Here is a 13,540-nt window from a genome sequence, read left to right as displayed (position 1 = left end):
CGCTGGAGGTCAAGGCGGTCAGGCGGAGCGGTGCACGACCGGTTCCAGCGGCAGGTCACGGGCCAGGGCGGCCGCTTCGCCGCGGGAACTCACGTCCAGCTTGTCCAGGATGTTGCGGACGTGGAACTTCACCGTGTGCTCGCTGAGCTGCAGTTGTCCGGCGATCTGCCGGTTGCGCAGCCCCTGGGAGATGCCCGACAGGACCTCCAGCTCGCGCGGGTTGAGCCGATCGAGCGGACGCAGCTCCGGCGGCTCGGCCACGCCGAGCGGGAGGGACGCGGTGACCGTCGTCCCCCAGTTCGGTACGGCGTCGATCTCCCAGTGGCCGCCGAGGGCCGTGAGCCGCTCGGTCAGGCCTCGGGGTGGGATCGCGTCGGCGACTTCGGGACAGTCGTCGCGGACGGTGATCCGCAGCACCGGGCCGTCCACGCGCCAGGACGCCCGCAGCCGGGTGGTCGCGGGGCGGTCCAGGGCGGCGAGCACCAGGCCACGGGTCAGGGTGCGCGCCGTGTGGGCGATGTCCTGCGGGAGGGCGGCGTCGCCGATCGGGTCGGCGAGGTCGACGTCGACCTCCGTGTGCCGGACCAGGTCGGCCAGCTGGGTCTTGAGGACCACGAAGGCCGCGTCCACCTGCTCCGCGGACATGGCCTGGTCGCGGTCGATGACGCCTTTGAGCTCCAGCAGCGCGTCGGCGGCGAGGTCGACCGCGGTGCGGCGGGCGACGGTGTCGGAGAGCCGGCCGGAGCGGAGGACCGACAGGAGCGTCATCAGGGTGGCCGCGTGTGTCTGGCCGAGGTCGGTGATCACCTGGGCGCGTGCCGAGGTCGCGGCGAGGCTGCTGGCCAGGACGTCCGGTCCCGGGTCCGTCGCCCGCTGGCCGGCGTCGGTGCTCACGATGTGCCACAGCCGGGCCGCCAGCTCCAGCTCCGCGGTCGGCGGGTCCGCTTCCTCCGGCACGACGGCGAGCACCGCGCCGCGGCCGACTGCCGGAGTCGATGCGAGCAGGATCAGGCGGCGCTCGATGCCGCCGAGCACGCCATCAATCACCAACGCCTTGCCCGGCTCGCTGCGCTCGACCAGCCGCTGCAGCTCGACGCTCGTCACGGTCTGCGTGATCGCTTCGTCGCCGATGGCCTTGAGCGGGCTCCGGGGGCAGTCGGCGGTCTGCATCGCCGCCGCGCGGTGGGGGATCAGCCGGGCCAGCTCGGCGGTGTACCGGCTGAGCAGGTGGGGCCGCGGGGCCGACAGGAGCCGCTCGACGACGTCCAGCACGTGCCGCGGATCCGACCAGGATGCGTCCATGGCTCCCAAGGTAGGCCCGTCCGGGATCCGGCGACCTGCTCGTCCGGCTAGTGAACACTGCTCGTCCGGGCGGTTCGGCGACTCCGCCGCGCGAGTTGACTTCCAGGGGAGGACATTCGAACCGAAGGTCACGGACCAAGGAGCGAGACACCATCATGAGAGCGATCACCTTCTCCGCATACGGCGGACCGGAAGTCCTGCAGCTGTCCGACGTCCCGGTGCCGGAGCCAGGTCCCGGACAGGTGCGGCTGGCCGTGCGGGTCGCCGGGGTCAACCCGATCGACTGGAAGATCCGCAACGGCGCCATGCAGCAGAACTTCCCGATCGCGTTTCCGCACATCCCGGGTGCCGAGGTCGCCGGGGTCGTCGACGCCGTCGGGGAGGGCGCGGACTTCGCCGTGGGTGACGAGGTCTTCGGCTGGTCGGAGACCGGCGCCTACGCCGAGTACGCGCTCGCGAAGGCGATCGCGCCGAAGCCCGCGAGCATTTCGTGGGCGGACGCCGCCGCGTTGCCGGTCGCCGGCGAGACCGCGCTCCGCGTCCTCGGGCAGCTCGGGGTCCGCGAGGGTGAGACGCTCGTCCTTCTCGGCGCCAGCGGGACGGTCGGGCGGTTTGCCGCCCAGGTCGCCGTCGCGCAAGGGGTGACCGTCGTCGGGACCGGGGGCAGCCGGAGTCTCGACGACCTCAAGTCGCTGGGTGTGGTGCCGGTCCTTTACGGCGACGGGTGGGTCGAGCGGGTGCGGGAGGCCACGTCCGGGAAGGTGGACGCCGTGTTCGACGCTGCCGGGCACGGGGTGCTGCCGGGGTCCGTCGAGCTGCGGGGCGGCAAGGACCGGATCATCACCATCGCCGACCCGGCCGCGTTCGAACTGGGGATCCCGTTCTCCAGCGGGGGCAAGCAGAGCCGTGAGGTCCTCACCGGGATCGCCGGCTGGGTGACCGACCGCGGGGTCGGCATCGCGCAGGGCAAGAGCTATCCGCTGGCCGAGGCGGCCGCGGCGCAGGTCGAAAGCGAGGACGGGCACCCTGGCGGAAAACTGACCATCACCGTCGGCTGACCGAAGACCGAGCCCAATCCGGGCCTGTCGCCGGATCGCGGCGACAGGGCCCGGATCACTTCGCGGGAGGCGAAGCCAGTGGGGCCGCCTGACGGCGCGAGGCCCGGCGGCGCTGCTGGGCCGGGATCTGCACCGTGCCCAACGCGGAATGGACCGCCGCCTCGGCGAGGTCGGCCAGCTCGCGACGGGTCTCCGCACGGCCGGGGGCGATCTCGGGGCAGACGTGGATTTCGAGCACCAGACCGCGCAGGGCCGCGACCCGGCGCAGCGACGCGATCAGCGACTCCGGCCCGATGAACGCCGGGCGGCTGGTCTCACGGCCGTCGGCGAGGCGGTAGCGCAACGCGATCGGGCGCACCGGGACGCCGCCGTCGATGGCCGCCTGGAACGTCGCCGTCGTGAAGCGGCCCGAGGCCAGGCCGCACCACGTCGTGCCCTCCGGGGTCACGCTCACCAACGAGCCCGTCCGGAGCGCCTCGGCCAGCGACGCCATCGTGGCCGGCAACGTCGTCAGCCGCTCGCGGTCGAGGAAGATGCTGCCGCCGCGGCGGACCAGGCCGCCCAGCACCGGCCAGCCCGCGATCTCCTTCTTGGCCAGCGCGCGCATCGGCCGCAGCGCGTTGACCGCGACGATGTCCAGCCACGAGATGTGGTTGTTGACCACCAGTGCACCCCGGCCGGCGGGCGCGGTCAGGAAGTCGGCGCCGCCCCGGATGTCGAGGCGGACGCCGAACGCCCGCAGCACGCCGCGGAAGATCAGCCGGAGCAGGCGCTCGCGGCCCGGGGCGACCAGCAGCAGGGGCGCGGACACCAGCGCGGCGACGACCACCAAGATCGCCGCCGCGAAACGCAGGACCCGGCGCGGGAGGCCGACGACCGGGTCGTCGGCGGTGAGGCAGCCGTCGCCGCAGGGCGAAGCCGGCATCCAGGCGTGGCTCATCCCTGGGCCCCGAGGAAGAACTTGAGGTACCGCTCGTCGACGTTCTGCAGGTCCAGGACCACGAAGAAGTCCGCGACGCCGAAGTCGGCGTCCAGCGCGGGCGGTCCGTAGGCCTTGGCGCCGAGCCGGATGTAGCCCTTGATCAGCGGCGGCAGCGTGGGCCGCGCCGGTCGCTCGATGCCCGAGGTGTCCCACGGGATCAGCGGCGTGACGCGTGCGTCCTCGGCGGAGTAGTGCTTGGTGCGCAGGATGTCCCACACGCCGGCGGCGGAGGAGCCGCCGTCCGCCAGCGGGACGGAGGCGCAGCCGGCGAGGTACCGGTGGCCGGACAGCAGCATGTAGCGGGCGATCCCGGCCCAGACCAGGCTGACGACGGCGCCGCTGCGGTGATCCGGGTGCACGCACGACCGGCCGGTTTCGACCAGCGACGGGCGCAGGCCCTCGATCGCCGCCAGGTCGAACTCGCTGTCGGCGTACAGCTTCCCCGCCTGGGCGGCGCGCTCCGGCGGCATCATGCGGTAGCAGCCGACGATCTCGCCCGTGTTGTCGTCGCGGACGACGAGGTGGTCGCAGAACTCGTCGAACTCGTCGACGTCGAGACCGGGCCGCAGGGAGTGGAGGTGCGCACCCATTTCCTCGGCGAAAACCCGGTACCGGAGTTTTTGCGCAGCGACCACTTCGTCGTTGGCGTGCGCGACGAGAAGCGAGTACCTAGGGGCGTCGGCGGGGAGCTGGACACCCGCCTGATCAGTGCTGACGAGGAGCTGTGACGTCGTCATGGTCAAGGTGTACCTGCGCGTTGGCAGCCGCGGAGAGTGCCATCCGGTGACCGATCAGTGCATGTTCGGTGAATGGCGGGTTCTCAGGCTCCTCTCAGGTCCCGGAAACGCGCGAAGGGCCCTCCGGGAGTTCCCGGAGGGCCCTTCGAACGAGGCTCAGCCCTTGCGCTTGTCGACCGCTTCGGTCAGCTGCGGCGCGACGTTGAACAGGTCGCCGACGATGCCGAAGTCGGCGATCTCGAAGATCGGCGCCTCCGGGTCCTTGTTGACGGCGATGATCGTCTTCGACGTCTGCATGCCGGCGCGGTGCTGGATCGCGCCGGAGATGCCGAGCGCGATGTACAGCTGCGGCGAGACCGTCTTGCCGGTCTGGCCGACCTGGAACTGCGCCGGGTAGTAGCCGGAGTCGACGGCGGCACGCGAGGCGCCGACAGCCGCGCCGAGCGAGTCGGCCAGCTTCTCGACGACGTCGAACTTCTCCGCCGAGCCGACGCCGCGGCCACCGGAGACCACGATCGAGGCCTCGGTCAGCTCCGGCCGGTCGCCGCCGGTGACCGGCTCGACGCCGGTGATCTTCGTCGCCTTAGCCGCGTCGACGGCGGGCAGCTCGACGGTCTCCTCGGCCGCCGCGCCCTCGGCGGGCTCGGCCTCGACCGCGCCCGGGCGGATCGAGACGACCGGTGCGCCCTTCGCGGACTTGGACTTGACCGAGAACGCGCCACCGAAGATGGACTGGTCGATGACGCCGTCGCCGTTGACGCCCACGGCGTCGTAGATCAGGCCGGAGCCCAGGCGCACGGCCAGGCGGGCGGCGACCTCCTTGCCCTCACCGCTGGCGGTGACGAGCACGGCGGCCGGGGACGCCGACTGCGCGAGCGCGGCGAGCACGTCCACCTTGGGCGTGACCAGGTAGTTCGCGGCGTCGTCGCCTTCCGCGACATACACCTTGGCGGCGCCGTGCGAGGCCAGCGCCTGCTTCGCCTTGGCGGCGGTCCCGGTCGGGCCGACGACGACGGCCGACGGCTCACCGAGCGCGCGGGCGGCGGTCAGCAGCTCGAGCGTGACCTTCTTGACCTCACCGTCGACGTGGTCGACGAGGACGAGTACTTCAGCCATGGTTCTAGTTCCTCCTCGAAGACCGTTGTCAGATGAGCTTCTGGCCGACGAGGTACTCGGCGACCTTGGTGCCGCCGTCGCCCTCGTCCTCGACCTTCTCGCCGGCGGTGCGCGGCGGCTTCGGCGCGGACTCGGTCACCTGCGACCACGCGTTGGCGAGACCGACCTCGCCCGCGTCGATGCCCAGGTCGGCGATGGTGAACGTCTCGACCGGCTTCTTCTTCGCGGCCATGATGCCCTTGAAGGACGGGTAGCGCGGCTCGTTGATCTTCTCGCCGACGCTCACGATCGCGGGCAGGCTCGCCTCGAGGTGGGTCAGGCCGTCCTCGGTCTCGCGGGTGGCCTTGATCGTCGAGCCGTCGACGGTGACCTCACGCACGTAGGTGACCTGCGGCAGGCCCAGCAGCTCGGCGAGGATCGCCGGGATGGCGCCGCCGCGGCCGTCGGAGGACTCGTTGCCGGCGATGACCAGGTCGAAGCCCTCGACCTTGCCGATCGCGGCGGCGAGCACCTTGGCGGTGGCGATCGCGTCGGAGCCGTGCAGGGCCTCGTCGGAGACGTGGATGGCCTTGTCGGCGCCCATGGACAGGGCCTTGCGGATGGCGTCGGTCGCGCGGTCCGGGCCCACCGAGATCACGGTGACCTCGCCCTCGCCGGCTTCCTTGATCTTCAGCGCTTCTTCGACGGCCTTCTCGTTGATCTCGTCGAGCACGGCGTCGGCGAATTCGCGGTCAAGGGTGTTGTCGGACCCGTTGAGCTTCCGCTCCGAGTAGGTGTCCGGTACCTGCTTGACCAGGACGACGATGTTGGTCATGGGTCTGCTTCGACCTCCCGGTTCGTGGCCCGCGGACGGACCACGGGACAGTGCTCTACTGGCCGGTAGATTAGGGCCAATCGGCGCCGAGGACCCGTCGAGGTGACGCCATTCACCTGGATGCGCAATTTAGTGGGACGATCGTCCCGGTAGTCGACCGGTTACCCCACCCGAACCACCGTTCGTCCGATCGGACCAACCACGGCCTACTGCCGGTGGGTGTCAGGCATTAACCTCCCCCACCATGCCCTCGCGCATCGCCGTCATCACCGACTCGAGCTCCTGCCTGCCCGATCTCATCGCTTCTCGCTGGGCGATCGGCGTCGTCCAGATCCAGCTGAGCCTGGGCGGCCACTACGACGACGAGAACCGCTTCGACCGCGGCGAGGTGATCGACGCCATGAGAGCCGGGCAGGTGATCACCACAGCGCCCCCGGACCCGGGGGCGTTCTTCTGGGCGTACCAGGAGGCGGCCACCGCCGGCGCGACCGCCATCGTCAGCATCCACATCTCCGGCCGCATGTCCGACACCGTCCGCGCGGCGCGCGAGGCCGCCCAGCAGGTCCGCGTCCCGGTGCACATCCTGGACAGCCGGACCACCGGCATGAGCCTCGGCTTCGCCGCCGTGTCCGCCGCGCGGGCGGCCGCGGCCGGCGCGGACGCGGCCCGGGTCATCGAAGCCGCCGAACGCCGCTGCCTCACCAGCACCGAGTTCATCTACGTCGACACGCTCGAGTACCTCCGCCGCGGGGGGCGCATCGGCGCCGCGCAGGCCATGCTCGGTAGTGCGTTTTCGATCAAACCGCTGCTCACGGTCAAGGACGGCGAGGTCGCACCCCTCGCCAGGGTGCCGGGCACCCGGCGCGCGCTGGCCAAGATGGTGGACCTCGCGGTGAAGAAGTCCGGCGGCTTCCGCGCCGACATCGCCGTCACCCGGTTCGGCGCCAGCGACCACGAGCTGGAGATCGGCAGGCAGATCGAACGCCGGGTGCCGGCGATGGTCGAGAGCATGGTCGTCGAAGCGAGCACGGTCATCGGCGCCCACCTCGGCCCCGGTGCGCTCGGCATCACGGTGTCGCCGGTCGGCTGACCCGCCGCGCCGGGATCAGCAGGACCACGAGCGGCAGGAGAACGCCGAGCCCGGTCGTCCCGACGATCAGCACCTGGTCGATTCGCGGGAAATGCGCGATGTGGCCGAGGTGGTAGAGGAAGTGCGGGACGCCGAACAGCAACGCCGCGACGGACGCGAGCCGCGCGACCGCTGTGGTGCCGATCACGGCGGCTCCGATCAGCAGGGCCGCGAGCGCCAGGTTGAGGCCGCCGAAGTCGCGCAGGAGGTGCTCGTTGAAGGCGCCGTCCATCGCCACCCAGCCCGCGCGGAAGCCGGGAAAGTCCTGGTAGAAGCCGGTCGGCGAGACCAGTGGCCAGATTCCGACCACGGCTTCGACCAGGCCGAAGACGACGAGCAGTGCGCGGGTGATGGTCCGTTGCATGACCACGGAACGAGACGGCCGGGCCGGACGTGACACCCGCTATGGTCGCGAAGGTGACCACCCCAGCCACCCGGGCCGAGGCGCTGCACCTCACCGGCGAACGGACCGTCCCCGGCATCGCCGAGGAGAATTACTGGTTCCGGCGCCACGAAGCCGCATATGCCGCCCTGCTCCCCCACTGCGCGGACGCGACAGTGCTCGAGGCCGGCTGCGGCGAGGGCTACGGCGCGAGCCTCCTCGCGACCACGGCCCGCCGGGTGCTCGCCCTGGACTACGACGTCCCGACGACCGAACACGTCGCCCGCCGCTACCGCGAGGTCGCCGTGGCGCGGGCGAACCTGGCGTTCCTCCCGGTCCGGGACGGCGCGGTCGACGTCGTCGCCAACTTCCAGGTCATCGAGCACCTGTGGGACCAGGCCGGCTTCCTCGCCGAGTGCCGTCGGGTGTTGCCGGAAAACGGCAAACTGCTGGTCACGACGCCGAACCGGCTGACCTTCACCCCGGACAGCGACACACCGCTGAACCCGTTCCACACCCGCGAGCTGGCGCCGTCCGAGCTGGCCGGGCTGCTCACCGACGCCGGCTTCGAGGTCGAGACCCTGCACGGGCTGCACCACGGCGAGGCTGTGCGGGCCCTCGACGAGCGGTACGGCGGCTCGATCATCGACGCCCAGCTGGACGTGGTCATGGGCAAGCTGCCGGGCCAGGCCGAGTGGCCGGACGCCCTGCTCGCCGACGTCGCCGCGATCGAGGCCACCGGCTTCGACATCCACGGCGAGGACCTCGACGCGAGCCTCGACCTGATCGCCGTGGCGGTGCGCCGATGAGCGAGGGCACCTTCTGCCTCGTCGTGCACAGCCACCTGCCGTGGCTGCCGCACCACGGGAGCTGGCCGGTCGGCGAGGAGTGGCTCTACCAGGCGTGGGCGCACTCCTACCTGCCGATGGTCGAGCTCCTGGAGCGCTTCGCCGCCGAAGGCCGCCGGGACGTGCTGACGCTCGGCGTGACGCCGGTGCTCGCCGCCCAGCTCGACGACCCGTACAGCATCCGGGCGTTCCACGACTGGCTCGGCCACTGGCAGCTGCGCGCCCAGCACGCGGCGATGCTGTGGCGCGGCGATCCGCTGCTGCGCGAGCTCGCCGCGGCCGAGTACCGGACCGCCGTCCGCGCGGCCGAAGAACTCGGGAGCCGGTGGCGGCACGGGTTCTCCCCCCTCCTTCGTTCATTGGTCGACAATTCGACGATCGAGCTGCTCGGCGGGCCCCTCGCGCACCCGTTCCAGCCGCTGCTGGACCCGCGGGTCCGGGACTTCGCGCTCAACGGCGGGCTCGCCGACACGGCCCTGCGGCTGGGGACACGACCCGAGGGAATCTGGGCCCCCGAGTGCGGCTACGCGCCTGGTATGGAAAACGACTACGCGGCCGCGGGCGTCCGGCGGTTCCTGGTCGACGGCCCGTCGCTGCGCGGCGAGACCTGGGCGGCGAGGCCCGTCGGCGACACCGACGTCCTCGCCTTCGGCCGGGACCTCGAAGTCACCTACCGCGTCTGGTCGCCGAAGGCCGGCTACCCCGGCCACGCCGCCTATCGCGACTTCCACACCTGGCAGCACGAGGTCGGGCTCAAGGCCGCGCGCGTCACCGGGAAGACGGTCGAGCCGCAGGACAAGGCGCCGTACGACCCGTCGCTCGCCGCCGATGTGCTGGGGACGCACGTCAAGGACTTCGTCGACACCGTCGTGACGCGGCTGCGGTCACTGAAGCGGCAACACGGGCGGGAGGCGCTCGTGGTCGCCGCGTACGACACGGAGCTGTTCGGGCACTGGTGGCACGAGGGACCGGCCTGGCTGGAGGGCGTGCTGCGCGCGCTGCCGGAGGCCGGCGTGCGGGTGACGACGCTGAAGGGCGCGATGGAAGCCGGCCACGTCGGCGCGCCCATCGACCTGCCCGCGTCCTCGTGGGGGTCGGGCAAGGACTGGCGCGTCTGGGACGGCGAACAGGTCAAGGACATGGTCACGGCCAACAGCGCGCTGCAGGAGCGGCTGCTCGACCTGGTCCGGGGGCTGGACCGGACGGCGCGGGACGTGGTCGCCGACCAGGCCGTCGCCGAGGCGATGCTGGCGCTGGAGAGCGACTGGGCGTTCATGGTCACCAAGGATTCGGCCGCGGACTACGCCCGTCGTCGCGCGGCGGTCCACACCGAGCGCTTCGACACGCTGGCCGGGCTGCTGCGCCGCGGCGACCGCGCGCGGGCAGAGGAGCTCGCCGCGGCCTACCGGGCCGACGACGGACCGTTCGGGCACCTCGACGCCCGGGCGCTGAAGCACGACTGAAAGGGACGCACCTCCATGGGGATCCACGAAATTCCGCTCAAGACCCTCGACGGGCGGGACAGCTCGCTGGGCGAGTACGCCGGCAAGGCGCTGCTCGTGGTCAACGTCGCGTCGAAGTGCGGCCTGACCCCGCAGTACTCGGGTCTCGAGCGGCTGCAGGAACGCTTCGACGGGCAGGGCTTCTCCGTTGTCGGTTTTCCGTGCAACCAGTTCGCCGGCCAGGAACCGGGCAGCGCGGAGGAGATCCAGACGTTCTGCTCGACGACCTACGGCGTCACGTTCCCGCTGTTCGAGAAGATCGACGTCAACGGCGAAGACCGGCACCCGCTCTACGCCGAGCTGACCGAGACCGCGGACGCCGAGGGCACCGCGGGCGACGTCCAGTGGAACTTCGAGAAGTTCCTGATCGGCGCCGACGGCGAGGTCCTGGCGCGGTTCCGGCCGCGCACCGAGCCGGAGGACGAGACGGTCGTCAAGGCCATCGAGGCCGCGCTGCCGGCTTGATCCCCACGGCGGGGGACGCCGGTCCCCCGCCGTGGCCGGGATCAGGACGAACCAGCCTCGATCACCGCCCGCACGCATTTGGCGACCACCGCCGGATCCACCTTGACCACGCGGCGGTCGTAGGTGAGCAGCCCGTTGACCTCGTTTTCGACATCCGTGGTCTGGGTGTAGACGGCCCCGGACAAGCCGCGTTCCGCGACCACCCGCTCGAGGGCCGCGCTGACCTGGGCGTAGCGCTCGGTGAGCCGCTCCCGGGTCGGCGTCATCTCGTACGCGTTGGGCGGGCCGGGCCAGCGGTGGTCGTCCAAAACCAGACCAAGGCCGCCGTACTCGCCGTCGACGATCGCGCGGCCGTCGCGCACCGACGGCGTCCCCGGGCCCACGTACGTGTGGTCGTCGTAGACGTCGCCCGCGCCGCTGTCCGGCCGCGAAAAACAGCAGTTGACGCCGCTGTTCGCGATCACCAGCCGGGAGGGGTCCAGGGCTTTGACCGATTCCGCGACACGCGCGGTGTCGAACTCACCCCAACCCTCGTTGAACGGGACCCAGCCGACGATCGACGGGACCGCCTGCAGCTGCGCCACCATTTCGGCGAGCTCCGTCTCGAACCGCTCGCGCGCCCGCGGGACCGGGTCCGGCGCGATCCCGGGCGGGCCGTCGAACGACACGGTCAGCGACGGCATGTCCTGCCAGACGACCAAGCCCAGCGTGTCGGCCCAGAAGTACCAGCGGGCCGGCTCGACCTTGACGTGCTTGCGGACGAAGTTGAAGCCCAGTTCCTTCGTCTTTTCGAGGTCGAACCGCAGGGCCTCGTCGGTGGGCGCGGTCGAGATCCCGTCCGGCCAGTAGCCCTGGTCGAGCGGTCCGTGCAGAAAAGTGACACGGCCGTTGAGGGCGATCCGCGGGCGTCCCCGCTCGTCCGGGACCAGGCCGATCGTCCGCAGCCCGGCGTAGCTGCTGACCTCGTCCGAAATCGAACCACGCTCATCGAGCAGCTGGACGCGCAGCGAATACAGGTGCGGGTCGTCGGGAGTCCAGAGCCGCGGCGAGGGCACTTCCACGCGCACCGCGGTCCCGGCCGCGCCGGACGCCCGTGCGACCTCGACGTCGTTTGCCGAAATGATGACAACGACCTCGGCGCCGCCGGTGACCTGCGGGAACACCGTCACGCCGGTCAGGTCCGGAGTGAGGTCGAGCCGGTCGATCCGGACCTCGGGGACCGGCTCCAGCCACACCGTTTGCCAGATTCCGGACGACGGCGTGTAGCAGATTCCGCCGGGCTCGTTGCGCTGCTTCCCGACCGGGAAGGTCTCGATGTCCGTGCGGTCCTCGGCGCGGACGGTCAGTTCCTGCGGTCCCGTAGCGCGCAGGACGTCGGTCACGTCGGCGCTGAACGCTGTGTAGCCGCCTTCGTGAGTGGCGACGAGCTGGTTGTTGACCCAGACCTTCGCCGTCTGGTCGACCGCGCCGAAGTGCAGGAGCACCCGTGAGCCGCGCCAGTCGGCCGGGACCTCGAAGAGGCGCCGGTACTAGAGGACTTCGTCGCGTCGTCGAATTCCGGACAACGCCGATTCCGGCGGGAACGGGACCAGGATGCGCTCGGCGTAGCCGGACGGCCGTGGTTCGTCCGGCGACGACGGCCAGCCCGCGTACTCCCAGACGCCGTTGAGGTTCAGCCAGCGGGGCCGCGTCAGCTGCGGTCGCGGGTACTCGGGCAGGGCGTTGTCCGGAGCGACGTCGGCGCTCCACGGGGTCGGCAGGGGCGGCTCGAGCCGGCGCCAGCCGGGGTCCTCGGGAGAAGTCATCCCGGTCGATGGTGGCAGAGATCGTCACCACCGCCAGTGATCGGGATCACATGTGAACACTTCGCGAGCACGGGCGCGTCGACGCCTCCTGACTCGCGAGTAACCTCTGCCCATGCGAGTGCTGATGCTGTCCTGGGAGTACCCGCCCGTGGCCATCGGGGGCCTGGCCCGGCACGTCCACGCGCTCGCGACGCACCTCGCCCGCCAGGGCCACGAGGTCGTGGTGCTCTGCCGGCACGCCGCGGGCACCGACGCCGGGACGCATCCCCGCACCGACCGCGTCGTCGAGGGCGTGCGGATCATCCGGGTCGCCGAGGACCCGATGCACGTGACCTTCGAACGGGACCTCGTCGCCTGGACGCTGGCCATGGGCCACGCCATGATCCGCGCTGCGCAGGACCTGCTGCGGACCTGGCAGCCCGACGTCGTCCACGCGCACGACTGGCTGGTCGCCCACCCGGCCATCGCGATCGCCGAGGCCGCGCGGGTGCCGCTGGTCGGCACCATCCACGCGACCGAAGCGGGGCGGCACTCCGGGTGGCTGTCGCACCCGCTGAACCAGCAGGTCCACTCGGTGGAGTGGTGGCTGGCGAACCGCGCCGACGCGCTGATCACCTGCTCGCAGGCGATGCGGCGCGAGGTCGCGTACCTTTTCGAGGTCGAGGCGGACGACGTCACGGTGATCCACAACGGGATCGAGGAGCGTGGCTGGCAGGTGCCCGCGGACGAGATCGCCCGCGCCCGCGAGGTCTACAGCCCGGCCGGTGCGCCGCTGTTGCTCTTTTTCGGACGACTCGAGTGGGAGAAGGGCGTGCAGGACCTGCTGGCCGCCCTCCCCCGCATCCGGCGCCGCCACCCGGGCACCCGCGTGGTCGTTGCCGGAAAAGGACGACACTTCGACGAGCTGGTCGAACAGGCGCGGAAACTGCGGGTGCGGCGGGCGGTCGACTTCGTCGGGCACCTCTCGGACCGCGACCTCCGCGCGGCGCTGGCCGCAGCCGACGCCGTGGTGCTGCCCAGCCGGTACGAGCCGTTCGGCATCGTCGCCCTGGAGGCCGCGGCCGCGAAGGCGCCGCTGGTCGCGTCGACGGCCGGCGGGCTCGGCGAAGTCGTCGTCCACGGTGAGACCGGCCTGGCGTTCAGCCCCGGCGACGTCGCCGCGCTGGCCGCCGCGGTGACAACCGTGCTCTCCGACGCCGACGCGGCGGCCGAGCGGGCGCAGGCCGCGCAGTCCCGGCTGGCCGCGGACTTCGACTGGGGCCGGATCGCCGAAGCGACGGCCGAGGTCTACCGGCGAGCGAAGCCGGGCGAACCGGTCGAGCTGCCGCGGCCCAAGATCGCGACCGGCAACGCCTTCGAGCCGGTGCCGGCCGGGATCCCGGAAGTCTAGGTAGCCGCGG

13 protein-coding genes and 1 pseudogene are annotated in these 13,540 nt (G+C 71.6%); 7 read left to right on the top strand and 7 right to left on the bottom strand.

The window, feature by feature from the left end; translation table 11 throughout:
• Positions 1 to 18: 18 nt before the first annotated feature.
• The gene (locus ABZX11_RS23060) at positions 19 to 1,302 is read right to left on the bottom strand and encodes a LuxR C-terminal-related transcriptional regulator (RefSeq protein ID WP_354916066.1); all 1,284 of its coding nucleotides are present in this window, start codon (positions 1,300 to 1,302) and stop codon (positions 19 to 21) included.
• Positions 1,303 to 1,457: 155 nt separating this feature from the next.
• Here ABZX11_RS23060 and ABZX11_RS23055 point away from each other — a divergent pair, with 155 nt between their 5' ends.
• The gene (locus ABZX11_RS23055) at positions 1,458 to 2,360 is read left to right on the top strand and encodes an NADP-dependent oxidoreductase (RefSeq protein WP_354916063.1); all 903 of its coding nucleotides are present in this window, start codon (positions 1,458 to 1,460) and stop codon (positions 2,358 to 2,360) included.
• A 55-nt stretch (positions 2,361 to 2,415) separates the two neighbouring features.
• On the opposite strand, the gene ABZX11_RS23050 is transcribed toward ABZX11_RS23055, so the two are convergent.
• Together ABZX11_RS23050 and ABZX11_RS23045 are read right to left on the bottom strand one after the other, a co-directional pair.
• A complete protein-coding gene (locus ABZX11_RS23050; protein ID WP_354916060.1) occupies positions 2,416 to 3,300 on the bottom strand; it encodes a lysophospholipid acyltransferase family protein in 885 nt (294 codons plus the stop codon).
• Complete coding sequence (locus tag ABZX11_RS23045; protein WP_354916057.1) at positions 3,297 to 3,932, bottom strand: GNAT family N-acyltransferase; 636 nt, start codon at positions 3,930 to 3,932, stop codon at positions 3,297 to 3,299. The genes ABZX11_RS23050 and ABZX11_RS23045 overlap by 4 nt, the downstream gene beginning before the upstream one ends.
• Between ABZX11_RS23045 and ABZX11_RS23040 the strand changes: the two genes are divergently transcribed.
• On the top strand, positions 3,921 to 4,070 hold the full coding sequence (locus ABZX11_RS23040) for a hypothetical protein (protein WP_254896932.1): 150 nt from the start codon (positions 3,921 to 3,923) through the stop codon (positions 4,068 to 4,070). The two genes, ABZX11_RS23045 and ABZX11_RS23040, sit on opposite strands and share 12 nt — an antisense overlap.
• Before the next feature lie 165 nt (positions 4,071 to 4,235).
• Here the strand turns inward: ABZX11_RS23040 and ABZX11_RS23035 are convergent, their stop codons facing one another.
• Positions 4,236 to 5,195 carry an electron transfer flavoprotein subunit alpha/FixB family protein gene (locus tag ABZX11_RS23035; protein ID WP_176172424.1) on the bottom strand — a complete coding sequence of 320 codons (960 nt, stop codon included), beginning with the start codon at positions 5,193 to 5,195 and terminating at the stop codon, positions 4,236 to 4,238.
• A gap of 28 nt (positions 5,196 to 5,223) precedes the next feature.
• The gene (locus ABZX11_RS23030) at positions 5,224 to 6,009 is read right to left on the bottom strand and encodes an electron transfer flavoprotein subunit beta/FixA family protein (protein WP_354916053.1); all 786 of its coding nucleotides are present in this window, start codon (positions 6,007 to 6,009) and stop codon (positions 5,224 to 5,226) included.
• A 244-nt stretch (positions 6,010 to 6,253) separates the two neighbouring features.
• Here ABZX11_RS23030 and ABZX11_RS23025 point away from each other — a divergent pair, with 244 nt between their 5' ends.
• The gene (locus ABZX11_RS23025; protein ID WP_176172426.1) at positions 6,254 to 7,099 is read left to right on the top strand and encodes a DegV family protein; all 846 of its coding nucleotides are present in this window, start codon (positions 6,254 to 6,256) and stop codon (positions 7,097 to 7,099) included.
• Here the strand turns inward: ABZX11_RS23025 and ABZX11_RS23020 are convergent.
• On the bottom strand, positions 7,077 to 7,502 hold the full coding sequence (locus ABZX11_RS23020; protein WP_354916050.1) for a hypothetical protein: 426 nt from the start codon (positions 7,500 to 7,502) through the stop codon (positions 7,077 to 7,079). The two genes, ABZX11_RS23025 and ABZX11_RS23020, sit on opposite strands and share 23 nt — an antisense overlap.
• 53 nt (positions 7,503 to 7,555) lie before the next feature.
• Between ABZX11_RS23020 and ABZX11_RS23015 the strand changes: the two genes are divergently transcribed.
• Genes ABZX11_RS23015 through ABZX11_RS23005 form a run of 3 tightly spaced genes read left to right on the top strand, consistent with a single transcriptional unit; the run spans position 7,556 to position 10,335 of the window.
• Positions 7,556 to 8,329 (top strand): methyltransferase domain-containing protein, encoded by a 774-nt coding sequence (locus ABZX11_RS23015; protein ID WP_354916047.1) that lies wholly within the window; start codon positions 7,556 to 7,558, stop codon positions 8,327 to 8,329.
• Positions 8,326 to 9,831 carry a glycoside hydrolase family 57 protein gene (locus tag ABZX11_RS23010; RefSeq protein WP_354916044.1) on the top strand — a complete coding sequence of 502 codons (1,506 nt, stop codon included), beginning with the start codon at positions 8,326 to 8,328 and terminating at the stop codon, positions 9,829 to 9,831. The genes ABZX11_RS23015 and ABZX11_RS23010 overlap by 4 nt, the downstream gene beginning before the upstream one ends.
• Positions 9,832 to 9,846: 15 nt before the next feature.
• Complete coding sequence (locus ABZX11_RS23005; RefSeq protein ID WP_354916041.1) at positions 9,847 to 10,335, top strand: glutathione peroxidase; 489 nt, start codon at positions 9,847 to 9,849, stop codon at positions 10,333 to 10,335.
• Between the two features lie 41 nt (positions 10,336 to 10,376).
• Here ABZX11_RS23005 and ABZX11_RS23000 read toward each other — a convergent pair.
• A pseudogene (locus ABZX11_RS23000) lies at positions 10,377 to 12,140 on the bottom strand (sugar-binding domain-containing protein).
• Positions 12,141 to 12,252: 112 nt separating this feature from the next.
• On the opposite strand from ABZX11_RS23000, the gene ABZX11_RS22995 reads away from it, so the two are divergent.
• Complete coding sequence (locus ABZX11_RS22995; RefSeq protein WP_354916038.1) at positions 12,253 to 13,530, top strand: glycosyltransferase family 4 protein; 1,278 nt, start codon at positions 12,253 to 12,255, stop codon at positions 13,528 to 13,530.
• Positions 13,531 to 13,540 lie beyond the last annotated feature (10 nt).

The organism is Amycolatopsis sp. NPDC004169 (assembly GCF_040610315.1).
Taxonomy (GTDB): Bacteria; Actinomycetota; Actinomycetes; order Mycobacteriales; family Pseudonocardiaceae; genus Amycolatopsis.
This window is presented reverse-complemented; position numbering and strand designations above follow the sequence as displayed.